Origin of the sequence: Flavobacterium sp. 83 (assembly GCF_000744835.1) — a bacterium.
Lineage (GTDB): Bacteria > Bacteroidota > Bacteroidia > Flavobacteriales > Flavobacteriaceae > Flavobacterium.
The window spans coordinates 3,614,183-3,629,839 of record NZ_JQMS01000001.1 but is presented as its reverse complement, the minus strand read 5'-3'; the positions used below and the strand labels follow the sequence as shown (position 1 = coordinate 3,629,839).

Genomic DNA, 15,657 nt, shown 5'->3' with positions numbered 1-15,657 from the left:
AGTCATAGAGACTTATTTCAACATTGAGATTTTATGATAGTAGACTTATGACATTTAAACTGATATATAATGCTAATATTATTACTATGGATTCTGCTTGTGCAAAAGCGGATTCCATGGTAATTAATCATTTGGGAAAAATTGAAGCTATTGGAGCTGAAACTGAATTGCGAAATCAATTTGGTTCTTTTTCCAATGAATTTAATTTTAATGGAAAAGCGGTTGTTCCAGGTTTGAATGATGCGCACATTCATGTATGGAAAATTGGACATCTTCGTACCTATATGTTGGATGTTCGGGGTGTGAAATCGATAGTGGAATTCAAAAGATTATTAAAAGAATTTGCCGAGAAAAACCCTAATTCCGAATGGATTATGGCTCGTGGAATTAATGAAATGGTACTCGAAGAAAAACGATTGCCAACCAAAGAAGATTTGGACGAAATTATTTCTGACAGACCGGTTTTTGTAATTAGAACTTGTGCTCATATTGGAATTGCCAATTCAAAAGCCATAGCAATTTCAGAAGTTGATGAAGCTACTGAAGTTCCTTTTGGAGGAGAGATTCGCAAAAACCAAGATGGAAGTCTGCAAGGTATTTTTACCGAAAGAGCTTTAGGATTAATCATGAATAATATTCCACCATTTACTTTCGAAGAATATAAAAATATGATTCTGGAAGCGCATAAGTATCTGTTGAGTTTGGGAATTACTAGCGCGACGGATCCGGCTGCAAATGAAGAATTATTGGCGGCTTATATTAGATTGGACAAAGAAGGATTATTGAAAGTGAGAATGAATGTTTTTCCGCTTCGAATTCCTGATGGGAGTGACGAAATTCAGGTTTTACCGGAATTATATGAATCGGAATTTTTACAAATAAAAACGGTAAAGTTTTTCTCTGACGGCGGTTTGAGTTCGGCTACAGCAGCTTTGAATGTTCCTTATAAAAACACAGACGGTTATAAGGGGGTTTTGAGATTAGATTATGAGAAGTTTTTTCAAACAGCAAAAGAAGCCGTTACAAAAGGATTTTCGGTTGCTACACATGCAATTGGACATCAGGCAGTCGATTTGACTTTGAAAGTATATCGCGATTTATTCGAAATCAACAGTAAATTAAAACATAGAATTGAGCATGTTGGATTTTTATCCAATGAAAATATAAAAGATTTTAAGCACATGAATATGACTGCAGCAATGCAACCCATATTCATTTACGAATTGGCAAATAATTTCAAAAGTACTTTGCCAGACGAATTATTAGAGGTTGTTTATCCTTGCAAAACGGTTTTGGATAACGGAATAAATTTAGCTTTATCTACTGATGGTCCCGTGGTAAAAGAGATTAATCCTTGGGTTAATATGGAAACAGCAGTTACGAGAAAAGCGATTGACGGGTTTGTCATTGGCGAAAGTCAGAAAATAACTTTTGAGCAAGCATTACACGCCTATACTGTAGGAAGTGCGATTGCGGATAATTTAGAGAATATAAAAGGAAGTCTTTCCACATGGAAATATGCTGATTTTATTGTTTTGAATAAAAATCCATTTAAATTAGACGATGTTTCTACTGTTGAAGCCAGTGAAACTTGGGTAAATGGGGAATTAAAATATAAAAAAGAATAGAAAATTATATGTTATCAAGGTTTTTAATCCTGATAATGTTCAAAAAAAAGTAAAAATGAGTGCATTAGATGATGAATTAGATTACCAAATATTGAAACTCCTTCAAAAAGATGGCCGAATGTCGTTTACTGAAATTTCAAAGGAAATAAACGTAGCAGTGAGTACTATTAGACACCGCTATATTAATTTAATTGAAGATGGGACTTTACAAATTATTGGAAGGGTTGATCCTAATAAAATTGGTTTTAATGCGTATGCTAGTGTTTTGATTTCGGTTAAACCAAAATCATACATGAAAACCATTTTTGAGGAATTAACAAAGTTGCCTGAAATTAGTTTTTTGGCTTCTGTTTCTGGAGATTATGATATTGAAGCCAATATTATGTGTCGGGATATGGAGCATTTGAATGACTTATTAGGAGATAAAATTCATGCATTGGAAGGTGTTTTTGACACGAAAACAAATATGTATATGAAAATTCATAAATTTTCACAACCCGATTTAGAATTAGCAAAATTATCAAGTAAGCAAAATGAATAATACAGACAAATTATACGAAAGAAGAAAAAAAAGTGTTCCAAACGCTTTAGGAATTTTTAATCCATCCAGCATTCAATCTGCCAAAGGAGCCATTATTATTGATGCTGATGGTAGAGAATTGATTGATTTTGCAGGTGGAATTGGGGTAAATAACGCAGGTCACGGTGTACCTGAAATTATTGAAGCTATCAAAAATCAAGCAGATAAATTTATTCATGCTTCCTTCAATGTTTCGGTTTATGAGCAATATTTAGATTTAACGGAAAAATTGTGTGAGATTTTGCCTCATGGTGAATCTACTAAAGCAATGCTGACGTTGTCTGGTGCTGAATCAGTAGAAAATGCCATTAAAATTGCTCGTGCTGTAACGGGAAAATCAGGTATTATTTGTTACGATGGTTCTTTTCACGGTCGTACAATGATGGCAATGACTTTGACATCCAATGTAAAATATAAAGAAGGTGCCGGTCCTTATGCACCTGAAGTGTACCGTTTGGAATATCCCTATTACAAACCGAGTATGAACGCCCGTATGACTTCGGATGAATTCGATGATTTGATGATTATGAAGCTGCATAAAACTTTTTCATCAACCGTTTCAGCGAGTCAAACTGCTGCGATTATTTTAGAATTAGTGCAAGGGGAAGGTGGTTTTACTGTTGCTTCTAAAAAATATGTTCAATACTTACGTAAATTTTGTACTGAAAATAACATTTTCTTAATTTTTGATGAGGTACAATCTGGTTTTGGTCGTACCGGAAAATGGGCAGCCTACGAGCATTATGGTGTAACCCCAGATTTGTCAACTTGGGCAAAATCTATGGGTGGCGGAATGCCTATTGGAGCCGTTATTGGAAAACAGGAAATTATGGATGCTGTGAAACCAGGGCTTATAGGAGGGACCTATTTAGGGAATCCATTGAGTTGTGTGGCGTCATTGGCAAGCATCAATTACATGCAAAAAAACAACATCAATGCGGCTGGTGAAAAAGTGGGTCAAATAGTTAGAGAGAGATTCAATGAGTTGCAGGAAAAATATCCTAAAAATATTACTGATGTCCGTGGATTGGGAGCTATGCTGGCCATAGAATTTTTTAATCCAGAAACTAGAATGCCTGATGGTGATGCCACAAAAGCGATTGTCAATAAATGTTTAGAGAAAGGATTGATTGTAATCACTTCTGGAACCTATGGAAATTGCATCCGAATTTTAAGTCCATTATTTATAGAAAATGAAATTTTAGAAAGAGGCTTATCAATTTTAGAAGAATCAATAAAAGAAATACTGTCATGAGAAAGCAATATATAAATGGAGAATGGTGCGACGCAATTGATGGTGTTACTTGGGATTTACAAAGTCCAGCTACCGAAGAAATAATTGATAAAGTCCCTTTTGGAAACACTGCTGACTGTACTTTGGCAATTACAGCAGCTGATGCTGCATTCAAAGAATGGAAAAACACAACACCTTATTTTAGAGCTGAATTTCTAAAAAAAGCAGCTAATTATATGCGGGCAAATGTGGAGGCTTTCGCCAAAGAAACTTCGCTGGAAACGGGTAAACCAATGCTGGAATCAAGAGGAGAATGGCAAGTTTCTGCTAACCTTTTCGAATGGTTTGCAGAGGAAGGAAAACGCAGTTACGGACGCGTTATTCCGTCAAGTAGAATCGATAAACGTTCTATGGTTATTTATCAGCCATTAGGAGTTGTTGGTGTGATTACCGCTTGGAATTTTCCTGCCTATAATCCTGCTCGTGCCGTTGCAGCTGCTTTGGCTGCCGGATGTAGCGTGGTCATGAGAGGTTCTGAATTTACGCCTTTATCTAGTTTCAATATGGCAAAAGCATTGCACGAAGCCGGAATACCAAAAGGAGTTTTTAATTTGATTAATACTGAGCCAGTTGCTACTGGAACTGAAATGATTGAAAATCCTTTATTAAAAAAAATAAGTTTTACGGGAAGTACAAGAGTTGGAAAAATCTTGATGGATGGGGCTTCAAAAACAGCAACTAAATTATCACTTGAATTAGGGGGAAATGCTCCGGTAATTATCGAAAAAGACGTTGATGTTGAAGCAATTGCACATCAATCATTGGTTGCCAAATTGCGAAATTGCGGTCAGGTTTGTGTAGCTCCACAACGCTTTTATGTTCATTCCTCTATTTTTGACCAATTTGTTTCGATTGTAAAAGAAGATATTTCACAATTGAAAACAGGAGTTAATGGTGGTGATATTGATTTTGTTGGACCATTAATTAATAAAAAACAACAGGAACATTCTTTGGAAATGATTGAAAAAGCAAAAAGCGAAGGAGCAATTGTTCACATTGGAGGAGAAACTGCTCAAAAAGGATTTTTTGTTCATCCGGCTTTGATTGAAGCAAGACAGAATCACGATTTTATTAAGACAGAAGTTTTTGGTCCCTTGATGATTGTCATCCCTTTCGAAACGAAAGAAGAGGTTCTGGAATGGGCAAATGACACCGAATATGGTTTGGCTTCTTATGTATTTACAAATCACATTAAAACAGCCAATTTCTATGCTGAAAATCTAGAATTTGGAATGGTAGGAGTCAATGAATGGGCTGCTCACGGTACTGAATTGCCCTTTGTTGGAATAAAAAGTAGCGGAATAGGACACGAGTCTGGTTCAGAAGGATTAAAAGAATACATGGAATTGAAGCTAATTAGTTACGGTAACATGTCGTAAGATTTTTGATTGAAGAGTAACGATTTATGATTGCAGATTGTAAATTCATTTATGTCATCTCGAGCGCAGTCGAGAGAAGTGTACCAATTGACAACAATATTTAATAGATAGTATGAAAAAAGAAATTTTAGGTAAATACACGTTGCAAACGCCTTTGCCGGAACATGCAAAACAGCAAGCGGAATTACAAGAAATTGTTTTCCCTACTTTGTCTGCTGAAGAACTGATTACGGAAGAAAAATACAAAAGACATTTGGAGATTTTTCCAGAGGGACAATTTATTGTTTTGGATGGTGATAAGGTAATAGCTTCTTGTACGACTTTGCGTCAAAATTACCACAAAGGACACCATACTTTTTTGGAAATTTCAGATGATTTATGGTTGGGAACACACGATCCTAAAGCCGATTGGATTTATGGGTTGGATGTTTCTGTTCATCCGGATTATCAAGGGAAAGGTATTGGAAGAGAAATTTACAATGCCCGTCAGGACGTGGCTAAAGCGTTAGGTTGCAAAGGGCAAATGACAGCGGGAATGCCTATTGGTTATGACAAAGTAAAAGATCAAATGACTATTGCTGAATATTGTGACAAGCTGATAAAGGGTGAAATTATCGACCCAACAGTTACGGCTCAAACTAAATGCGGATTCATTTTGGTAGAGCCATTATTTGATTATTTAGATGATCCCCGAAGCGGAAATTGTTCGGTTTTGATGTATTGGCCTTTGGACCCAAATACAAAATTAAGCGAAAGTCATTAAAAAGTAATCAGTGTTCAGTCGTAATGGAGTTCTGTCAAGGAACTTTAAACGTGCAACATTAAACTTTAAATAAAAAAACAAAATGATATTCAAATCAATAAATCCATTTTCAAGAGAAATTATTGCAGAACACGAAGTGTTGACAACTGCGCAATTGAATCAGAAATTGGAACTGTCAGAAAGAGCTTTTAAAAATTGGCGAAATACGTCTTTTCAGGAAAGAGCTGATAAAATGAAGAATCTAGCTAACATTCTGAGAGCAAAAAAGGATGAGTTAGGTTTGTTGATTACTAATGAAATGGGTAAAATTTTACCCGAAGGAATTAGTGAGGTAGAAAAATCAGCAGGAAATTGCGACTTCTACGCAGATAATGCAGAGAAAATGCTGAAAGACGAAAAGTACGATACGCCTTTTACAAGTATGTCTGTATATGACCCAATGGGCGCTGTTTTTGCAATTATGCCGTGGAATTATCCATTTTGGCAAGTATTGCGTTATGCGGCACCAGCAATTATGGGTGGTAATGTAACGCTTTTAAAACATGCCCCTAATGTGATTGGTTGTGCTAAAGCTATCGAAAATGCATTTTTGGAAGCTGGTTTTCCAGAAGGAGTTTTCCAACAAATAACTATAGATATTGATCTTGTAGAAAGTGTAATCGCTTCGGATATAGTATGTGGTATTTCATTAACTGGGAGTGAACTAGCAGGTTCTTCTGTTGCTTCATTGGCTGGAAAGCATATAAAAAAATCGGTTATGGAATTGGGAGGTTCAGATGCATTTATTGTTTTGGATGATGCCGATATCGAAAAAGCTGCAACTATTGCTACACAATCCAGAATGCTAAATGCAGGGCAGGCTTGTATTTGTGCCAAACGGTTTATCGTAACCGAAAAAGTAGCCGATGAATTTGCAACCCTTTTTGCCCAAAAAGTAAATGCTTTGCATCAAGGAAATCCATTGCAGGAAGGAATCAATATGGGGCCATTAGCCCGATTGGATTTGGCCGAAAAATTAAGCCATCAGTTAGAGAAATCTTTACAGCAAGGAGCAAAATTAGTGGTAGGAGGAGACCGTGAAAATTGCAATTTCCAACCAACATTAATTGATTTTGTGGATGCCAATAATATTGCTTTTCAGGAGGAAACTTTTGGTCCATTAGCAACTATAATTAGAGCTAAAGATGAAAATGACGCTATCGCTATTTCAAATAACCACAGATACGGTTTGGCATCGGCTATTTGGACAGAAGATCGTGAAAAAGCCTACCGATTGGCACGAAAAATTGAAGCTGGAAATGTTTTTGTAAACTCATTAGTACGTTCTGATTCTAGAATTCCTTTTGGAGGAATTAAAAAATCGGGATTCGGTAGAGAGTTGTCTGAAATTGGAATAAAAGAATTCATGAATATGAAATCATTGATTATAGAGTAAATTTAAATAGAATTAACTAACCCAAAACCAACCAAATATGAAAAAAGTAGTAATCATTTTAGCGTTAATGCTAAGCAGTACAGTGATATTTGCTCAAGATGCGCCCGTTGTTGCGACTGTGGCTGAACCTGAAGCACCAGAACCTAAATTTACAGCCGCTGTTGATGTGGTGTATCCATACTTATGGAGAGGAATCAAATATTATGGAGATAAAGTTGCTTTTCAACCTTATATGGCATATTCCATTACTGATAAATTGTCTGTAGGAGTATGGGCAACAACAAATTTTTCTAATGCTGCAGATGCTTACAATGAGTTTGATTGGAATATTGCCTATCAAGTATCTCCTGTTGTGAAAGTAATGTTGAGTGATTATTATTGGCCAGCTACTAAAAATAATCTAGATTGGGAAAGAAGCAGTTATTTTGATTATTCCGAAGGGTCAGCACAGAGTTTAGATCTTTCGGTATTATTAGATTTTTCTGAAAAAGGAGTTCCGTTAGATTTTCAATGGAACACATTTATAGGAGGTGGTGATTATAAATATGATGACAATGGGAAAAGATCAAGAGCTTTTTCTAGTTATGCTGAAATAGGATATACATATTCTTTAGAAAGTGCAGGTTTGGATATTAGACCTTTTGTTGGAGCTGTAGTTATTAATGGAGGGTACTATGGTGTTGATGCGAGTGGCAAGGCCGGATTTACTTTCTCGAATGTAGGGGTAAATGTTGCTAAAGAATTGAAAATTACAGAGAAATTTAGTTTACCGGTTTTTGTTCGATATACGAATAATGATTACGGAATTCAAAAATTTGATGCTAATGATAACCTGACTAAAACAGTTAGAAATTTCTTTTCAGCAGGTGTTACTTTTAACATTAAATAATTTATTTCTATCAGAAGGTCTGTCTTCTTTTGATAGGAAAGTTTAAAAATTATAAAAAAAAATCGCCCTGAGGCGATTTTTTTTTATTTTAGAATCTCAATTGATACACTTCATCTAAATCTTTTTCAGAACTGATATTTACTTTTAAATCAGTTACAAAACCTGAATTTAGTCCGTAAACCCATCCATGTAGCGTTAAATCTTGTCCGTTTCTCCAAGCTGCCTGAACAATAGATGTTTTGGCTAAATCAAAAACTTGCTCTTTTACGTTGATTTCAACGAAAGCATTGAAGCGTTCTGTTTCATCAGTAATTGAATTTAGATATGTATCGTGCAATCGATAAACATCTTTAATATGTCTGATCCAATTGTCAATAATACCGATGGAGTCATTTCCCATAGCAGCCTTAACACCTCCACAACCATAATGACCACATACAAGTACATGTTTTACTTTTAAAACATTAACTGCATAATCTAATACACTTAGCATATTCATATCTGAGTGTACGACCATATTAGCAATGTTTCTATGTACAAATACTTCACCAGGTTTAGCTCCGATTATTTCATTAGCAGGAACTCTACTGTCTGAACAGCCAATCCATAGTAAGGGTGGAGTTTGGCCTTTGGCTAAATCTTGAAAATAATTTGGATCTTTGGCTAACGAATTTTCAACCCATTCTTTATTGTTGTCTAATATTTTTGTATAAAAATCTTTCATTTTTTGTAGAATTAAAATTTAATTTTTTATCTATTTTTAAAATAAATGTGTTTTTCTTAAGTCTTATTTGACTAAATCTTCTGAGGCGATTTCTCTTTGAACCATTTTTCTTTTCGCAACATCGTAGTAATGTTCAAACGTAACTTTGTTAGGGATTTCTTCGCTATTTTCTAATTGATAGGCTTTTTTAAATCCTCTAAGCTTCACTTTTATATGATCCTCTTTTGCTCTGACGGTTTTAAATTCATGGATTAAATCTAAAATGTCATGCGCAATATAAACAGTGTCTGTAGCATCAATAATTACTTTTGAGTTTTCTGGGATATCATTCAAAGTAGATTTAATTGCTGCTTTATTCAAGAATGAAACTTCTTGTGCTAAATCGATATGAATGACATCTCCATCTGAATATTCTTCTTTTCTAAAATGATAAGCTCTTTTCAAGTTTCCTCTCAAAACAAATATAATACTGATGATAATTCCTAGCGCAACACCTTTTAGTAAATCGGTAAATACAACTGCTAATAAAGTAGCCATGAAAGGGACAAACTGATATTTTCCTTTTTTCCAGAAATGCACGAAGGTTGATGGTTTAGCCAATTTATATCCTACTAACAGTAAAATAGCTGCTAATGTTGCTAAAGGAATTTTATTTAAAATGAATGGGATAGTTACAACACTTACCAATAAAAATAAACCATGAATGATGGTCGACATTTTAGATTTAGCTCCTGAATTACTATTTGCAGACGTTCGTACAATTACCGACGTCAAAGGTAAACCACCTAAAAGAGCACTCACCATATTCCCAATTCCTTGCGCTTTAAGCTCTACATTGGTATCAGTATAACGTTTTTGAATATCCATTCTGTCAGCCGCTTCAATGCTTAATAATGTTTCTATAGAAGCAACAATAGCAATGGTGAAGGCAACAACCCAAACCTTAGAATTTGTAATTCCAGAAAAATTAGGGGTTACAATTATTTGTTTAAATTCATCAAGTGACGTAGGAACTGGTAACGAAACTAAATGCTCTTTGGCTATAGCCAATGAGCTTCCAGATGACATGAAAATCTCGTTCAAAACAACACCAATAATTACGGCTACAAGTGCACCGGGAACTAATTTTAATTTTTTCAAAAAAGGAACTTTATCCCAAGCGATCAATATTGCTAATGAAAGTAGTGTAATAATAATGGAACCCAATTGAATGTAATTAAAAACGGACAGTAATGCCGATAATGTATTGCTTCCTCCCAATTCAGAGAAGGCTTGATCTCCTTCAAAATCATTATCATAACCAAAAGCATGGGGCAGTTGCTTCAGAATAATAATAATTCCAATTCCGGCCAGCATTCCCTCAATTACATTGGTTGGGAAATAATTTGAAATAGTTCCAGCCTTGATAAATCCTAATACTAATTGGATTAAACCGGCAATAAAAACTGCAGTTAAAAAAACGTCGAAAGCACCTAAATCCGTGATGGCAGTTAAAACAATAGCAGTTAATCCAGCTGCTGGTCCCGAGACACTTAAGTTAGAGGTGCTTAAATATCCCACAACTATTCCGCCAATAATACCTGAAATTATCCCTGAAAATAAAGGTGCGCCTGAAGCCATTGCAATACCTAAACATAATGGAAGCGCCACCAAAAAAACCACTAAACCAGATGCGAAATCGGATTTAAGGTTAGCAAAAAGATTGATTTTTTTTGTCATAATACCTTACTGAAAATTGAATACAAAGAACTTGTTCACATTGTTATAATGTGAGAATTAGATTTTAAAATTTTAAAATCAATGTTGTATTAAACTTGGTCGGGTGGGGGAATAAATATAGAAGAAGCAATTATGTCGTGCTTAGACAAATTTTCTGATAGAATGAGGCTTGAAGTTAACTCCGATAAATTGATTATTTCATAAGCCATTTCAAAATGAAAAATTGCTTTAATCTGCTTATGTGATTGTTCTTCTTCAAAAAAACTGTAGGAAATAGAAGTATCTGTACTTTTCTCTATGGCACTAACAATTGTTGGTGTCAAAAGAAAAGCAATAAAAATAAATAATAATATTTGTGCGATTACTTTCATTGCCGCAAAATTATAATTTAACAAATGAAATCAATGTTATTTTATGAATTTTAAAACAAAATTAACATCTGCATGGTTTTTATAGAATGAGTGTTTTAATCCTTGTAACCTTTATGTTTTACTATACTATAATAATGTAGTTTTAAAAACCATAAATATAATTTAATTAGAATTGTCTTAAAAAATATGGGGGTATATTGTTTTTATTCAGCTAAAATTAGAAAATAAAGACTTTTTTGTTTCTTGTTTTTGGATGTGTGTATGAAAAAATAGGGGTATGTTCTAAAATTTACATTATCAAATTTTTAAAATAGTTGCGTAAAAATATGGAATATCCATTATTCTGTAATGATTTTCTGTTATCAATAATTCTTCTCAAAAACAGCCAAAAAAGTAATTATTAATTATTCAAGTAAAATAAAAGTTAATAAATTCGCCAAAAGAAAATGGTATTTGAGTCGTAAAACAACAGTACTTTAGATACTTTTTTTTTGATTTTTTATTTATATAAAGAGTAAAATCAAAAATATTCTAACCTATTTAAGCAGAGTAATACCAAAACAGATTAATAACTAAAACTAAATTAAACATGAAAAAAGCATTAACCATTTTAGTAATTTTACTAACGACAAGCATGATATTTGCACAAGATACACCAGCACCAGCAACAACTTTTGGAGGTTCTGCTGATATGTATTATAAATATGATTTCGCTAATTTAGCAGGTAATGGAAAAACTAGTTTTACTAATTCTCACAATTCATTTGAATTAGGAATGGCTTCTATTGAGGCATCTCATAAAATGGGTAAAGCATCTGTATTTGTAGATTTAGGTTTTGGAAACAGAGCTAAAGAATTTACATATAATGACAATGCAAGTTCATTTATGATTAAACAATTGAATTTCACTTATGAAATTACAGATAAATTTAAAGTTACTGCGGGTAGTTTTGGTACTCATATAGGGTATGAACTATTGGATGCTGTGGACAATAAAAACTACAGTATGTCATATGCGTTTACTAATGGACCATTTTTTAATACTGGTGTAAAAGCACAATATACTTCTGGTAAAGTAAGTTTTATGGCAGGGGTGACTAATCCTACTGATTTCAAAACTGCTTTAGAGGCAGGTTCTACTCAAAAAACTTTCATTGGTCAAGTTGCGTATGTTGGTGATTCAGGAAGTGTATACTTTAATGTAACTTCAGGTAGCTCAAACCCTGCAACTACAGTTAATAAAACACAATTTGATGTAGTGGCTTCTAAAAAGATTTCTGATAAATTCTCTTTAGGTTTTAATGGAACTTATGCTTTAATTAATGATGATGTAATAACTGCAAATGATGAAAAATGGTTTGCTTTAATTGGATATGCTACATATGCTCCAAAAAGCAATCTTAGTTTAGCATACAGATTAGAATATTTTGATGCAACTGATGCTGCTGTGACTCTTTCTGCACTAGGTGGGTCTAGTATTGTAGGTAATACACTTTCTTTGAATTATAAAGTTGGAAACTTAACAATTATTCCAGAGGTAAGAGTAGATCTTTCATCAGAAGATGTATTTATGGATAGTAATGCAAGTCCAACAAGTTCTAATGCGTATCTTTTACTTGGAACAACTTACAGTTTCTAATTAAAATACATAAAACAATATTTTTTTTTGCTGTCAAGATACTTTTTAAAGTATTTTGGCAGCTTTTTTTATTGGATCTAAATTGATTCTTAATGATAGTATTTAAGTGATAACTGATATGTTGTAGTAGGCTATTTGATGGAATATTAGTTATTGATAATGGTTTTTGTCAGTTCATTTGGTTTTTGATAGAAAAATTATATAGAGAACTAGAAAATTAGCATTAAAAACTGTTAGCTATACTTGACTTCAAAAGGACTACGTAGTGATAAGTTTTGTTTCGTTTAAGTCTACAAATAAAAAGAATGAACGGATGTTTTTGTAATTGTTCTATACAGTTTATTGACAGTGTTAATTAAAGATTTAGACTGCTTTAAATATTTCCTTAAATTAATATGGTAAGACAATGTAAAAGAAATGGGCTTTTTGAATCTTTCAAAAAGCCCATTTCTTTATTTCTTTTAAATTTATAAATTACTGTTTCTTATATATCGAGTAAATTATATTTCTAGTGTTTTCATCTATTATGCCATCAACTTGAGATTGAATATAATGCAATTTGAATGCTGTTATTGCTGCCGAAAGGTTTTTTGTATCGTAACCGATAATCCGTAAACCTTGTTCTACATTGAAGTCGGTTGGTGCAGTTTCTAAGATTTCATCAGACCAAATTCCAAATCCTTTTTCTGCTAAAATTTTCCATGGAAATAAAGCACTGGGGTCTTTTTTTCTAGTTGGAGCAATGTCTGAATGGCCAATGATATTTTGAGCAGGGATGTTGTAATCTTTTTTCAGTTTGGTTAAAAGTGCCAATAAACTGTTTATCTGTAATTCAGTAAAAGGCTTTGTTCCGTTATTGTCTAGTTCAATTCCTATTGACGCAGAGTTTATGTCTGTATTTTTCCCCCAAGATCCTATGCCGGCATGCCAAGCTCTTAGGTAGTCATTTAGCATTTGAACTACTTTGCCTTTGTCGGAAATTACATAATGAGAACTTACCTGTGACTCAATTTTTGTAAATGTAGTTATGGTTTGTTTCAATGAGTCCTGAGCAGTATGATGTATAATTATGAAATTAGGTTTTCGTAAATTAAAATTTACGGTACCTATCCATTCTGTATTAATTCCATTTGTTAAAGGGGTTGAGCCCATTTTTGAAATAGAATCTTTGAAAATATGTAATTGTTTTGCATAAAGAGTATCAATACTTATTGACGTCACCGGAACAGACGGCAAAGCATGTGGTTCTTTGTCTGAAATAGTTTCCTTTAATGTTTTGAGTTTTGTATCGTATACTTTCTCACTGGCTTTGTAAGGATTTGTTGAACAGGAAGTTATTAGAATAACTAAAATTAAAATTGGAAAATGTTTAGTCATGCTTTTGTTTTTCGTTTTTATTCAAAAAAATTATCTGTTCCTTTTTGATTTTTTTGGGTTTTTACTTTCTTCTTTAAAAACCTTGTATTTTTCTTTTTGATCATCATTCAATAACTCAACAACCTTTCTTTCTGTGTTTTCTGAAAGTATTTGAATGTCTTTCATTTGATCACTTTGATTGGTATCTTGTTTTAATATGACTCCTTGTTGTTTAATACTTTCTGTTAAAATGTTTGCAATAGCAATTTCTTGAAGTTCATCAAGTATAAGTGCAGGTTTTAGCCTTTCCATTACTTTTCCTACGGTTTCTTCAACTGGGACTTCTCTTGGTTTATCTGGAGTTCTATTTTGATCCATTCCGCTATTCATTCGGCCGCTTCCATAGCTATTTCGGCCATAACCACCGCCGCCATAACCATTATTTCCATATTGTGCAGAAATAGTATTAATTGATAATAACATAAATGCGGTTACTAATAAAGACGGAACAACTTTCATATTTAATATTTTAAAAAGGTTTTCAAAAACTATATTACAAATCTAAACAGGCTCACCGTATAAATCAAACTCTGTAGCCTCAATAATTTTTATCATTACAAATTCACCAGTCTTTACATAATGTTTTGAAGCATCAATCAAGACTTCATTATCGACATCCGGACTGTCAAATTCAGTACGTCCCACAAAATGACCACCTTCTTTTCTGTCAATGATACATTTGAATATTTGACCTACTTTTTCTTGGTTTAAATCCCAAGAAATTTGAGATTGTAACTCCATTATTTCATTAGCACGCTCTTGTTTTACGGCATCAGGAACATCGTCTTCTAATAAGTAAGCATGTGTGTTTTCTTCATGAGAATAAGCAAAACAACCCATTCTGTCAAATTTCATTTCTTGAACAAAATCTTTCAATATGTTGAAATCTTCCTGAGTTTCTCCTGGATAACCTACAATTAAAGTCGTACGAATTGCCATTCCTGGAACTGCTTCACGGAAATCTTTTAATAATTTTGTTGTTTTTTCTTGAGTGGTTCCGCGACGCATTGATTTCAAAATAGAATCTGAAATATGTTGCAACGGAATATCAATATAATTACAAATCTTAGGCTCGCGCTTCATGATTTCTAAAACGTCCATTGGAAATCCAGTAGGGAATGCATAGTGCAAACGAATCCATTCGATTCCTTCCACTTTTACTAAAGCTTCTAATAACTCACCAAGATTTCTCTTTTTATATAGATCTAGACCATAGTATGTCAAATCTTGAGCAATCAAAATCAATTCTTTTACCCCATTTTTAGCCAATCCTTCTGCTTCTTTTACCAGTTTCTCAATGGTTTGAGAAACGTTTTTTCCTCTCATTAACGGAATCGCACAAAAACTGCACGGTCTGTCGCAGCCTTCTGAAATTTTTAAATAGGCATAATTTTTAGGAGTTGTAGTCAATCGCTCTCCTAATAATTCATGTTTATAATCAGCTCCTAAAGCTTTTAATAATTGTGGCAACTCAGTTGTTCCAAAAAACTGATCCACATTTGGGATTTCTTTTTCTAAATCAGGTCGGTAACGTTCTGATAAACATCCTGTAACAAAAACCTTATCTACTAATCCTCGTTCTTTTTTGTCAGCATATTCTAAAATCATGTTTACTGATTCTGCCTTGGCATTATCAATAAATCCACAAGTATTAATAACAATAATATTACCTTCCTCAGCTTCTGGAGCTTCGTGAGTGACGTCTTTACCGCTTGCGCGAAGTTGCCCCATCAGGACTTCACTGTCATATACATTTTTCGAACACCCTAGGGTGATTACGTTGATTTTATTCTTTTTTAAAGACTTCGTTCTCATAACAT

14 protein-coding genes are annotated in these 15,657 nt (G+C 33.6%); 8 read left to right on the top strand and 6 right to left on the bottom strand.

Annotation, left to right across the window (positions count from 1 at the left end):
- The first annotated feature begins 47 nt into the window (after positions 1–47).
- From T410_RS15675 to T410_RS15645, 7 genes are all read left to right on the top strand, one after another.
- Positions 48–1,628, top strand: coding sequence for an amidohydrolase (locus tag T410_RS15675; RefSeq protein ID WP_081897860.1), 1,581 nt, complete (start codon positions 48–50; stop codon positions 1,626–1,628).
- A gap of 55 nt (positions 1,629–1,683) precedes the next feature.
- Positions 1,684–2,169, top strand: a complete 486-nt coding sequence (locus tag T410_RS15670; RefSeq protein WP_035673558.1) for an Lrp/AsnC family transcriptional regulator — start codon at positions 1,684–1,686, stop codon at positions 2,167–2,169.
- Positions 2,162–3,463 carry an aspartate aminotransferase family protein gene (locus tag T410_RS15665; protein ID WP_035673556.1) on the top strand — a complete coding sequence of 434 codons (1,302 nt, stop codon included), beginning with the start codon at positions 2,162–2,164 and terminating at the stop codon, positions 3,461–3,463. Before T410_RS15670 ends, T410_RS15665 begins: the two co-directional genes overlap by 8 nt.
- Positions 3,460–4,881: an NAD-dependent succinate-semialdehyde dehydrogenase gene (locus T410_RS15660; RefSeq protein ID WP_035673553.1), complete on the top strand. Its 1,422-nt coding sequence runs from the start codon at positions 3,460–3,462 to the stop codon at positions 4,879–4,881. The genes T410_RS15665 and T410_RS15660 overlap by 4 nt, the downstream gene beginning before the upstream one ends.
- 112 nt (positions 4,882–4,993) lie before the next feature.
- Positions 4,994–5,644, top strand: a complete 651-nt coding sequence (locus tag T410_RS15655; protein ID WP_051929463.1) for a GNAT family N-acetyltransferase — start codon at positions 4,994–4,996, stop codon at positions 5,642–5,644.
- An 82-nt stretch (positions 5,645–5,726) separates the two neighbouring features.
- Positions 5,727–7,079 (top strand): NAD-dependent succinate-semialdehyde dehydrogenase, encoded by a 1,353-nt coding sequence (locus tag T410_RS15650; RefSeq protein ID WP_035673551.1) that lies wholly within the window; start codon positions 5,727–5,729, stop codon positions 7,077–7,079.
- A gap of 37 nt (positions 7,080–7,116) precedes the next feature.
- Positions 7,117–7,968, top strand: a complete 852-nt coding sequence (locus tag T410_RS15645; protein WP_035673549.1) for a TorF family putative porin — start codon at positions 7,117–7,119, stop codon at positions 7,966–7,968.
- An 88-nt stretch (positions 7,969–8,056) separates the two neighbouring features.
- Here T410_RS15645 and can read toward each other — a convergent pair whose 3' ends face one another.
- The 3 genes from can to T410_RS15630 all read right to left on the bottom strand — a co-directional run bounded on the left by can (position 8,057) and on the right by T410_RS15630 (position 10,782).
- The gene (gene can / locus T410_RS15640; protein WP_035673546.1) at positions 8,057–8,692 is read right to left on the bottom strand and encodes a carbonate dehydratase; all 636 of its coding nucleotides are present in this window, start codon (positions 8,690–8,692) and stop codon (positions 8,057–8,059) included.
- Positions 8,693–8,755: 63 nt separating this feature from the next.
- The gene (locus T410_RS15635; protein WP_035673544.1) at positions 8,756–10,411 is read right to left on the bottom strand and encodes a SulP family inorganic anion transporter; all 1,656 of its coding nucleotides are present in this window, start codon (positions 10,409–10,411) and stop codon (positions 8,756–8,758) included.
- Between the two features lie 89 nt (positions 10,412–10,500).
- Positions 10,501–10,782 carry a hypothetical protein gene (locus tag T410_RS15630; RefSeq protein ID WP_035673541.1) on the bottom strand — a complete coding sequence of 94 codons (282 nt, stop codon included), beginning with the start codon at positions 10,780–10,782 and terminating at the stop codon, positions 10,501–10,503.
- A 589-nt stretch (positions 10,783–11,371) separates the two neighbouring features.
- On the opposite strand from T410_RS15630, the gene T410_RS15625 reads away from it, so the two are divergent.
- On the top strand, positions 11,372–12,421 hold the full coding sequence (locus T410_RS15625) for a porin (RefSeq protein ID WP_035673538.1): 1,050 nt from the start codon (positions 11,372–11,374) through the stop codon (positions 12,419–12,421).
- A gap of 474 nt (positions 12,422–12,895) precedes the next feature.
- Here the strand turns inward: T410_RS15625 and T410_RS15620 are convergent, their stop codons facing one another.
- The 3 genes from T410_RS15620 to rimO are packed head-to-tail and all read right to left on the bottom strand — an operon-like array spanning position 12,896 to position 15,652.
- Positions 12,896–13,798 (bottom strand): N-acetylmuramoyl-L-alanine amidase, encoded by a 903-nt coding sequence (locus T410_RS15620; protein WP_035673535.1) that lies wholly within the window; start codon positions 13,796–13,798, stop codon positions 12,896–12,898.
- Positions 13,799–13,828: 30 nt separating this feature from the next.
- Positions 13,829–14,296, bottom strand: coding sequence for a hypothetical protein (locus T410_RS15615; protein WP_035673532.1), 468 nt, complete (start codon positions 14,294–14,296; stop codon positions 13,829–13,831).
- A gap of 42 nt (positions 14,297–14,338) precedes the next feature.
- Positions 14,339–15,652: a 30S ribosomal protein S12 methylthiotransferase RimO gene (gene rimO / locus T410_RS15610; RefSeq protein WP_035673530.1), complete on the bottom strand. Its 1,314-nt coding sequence runs from the start codon at positions 15,650–15,652 to the stop codon at positions 14,339–14,341.
- Between the last annotated feature and the right edge of the window lie 5 nt (positions 15,653–15,657).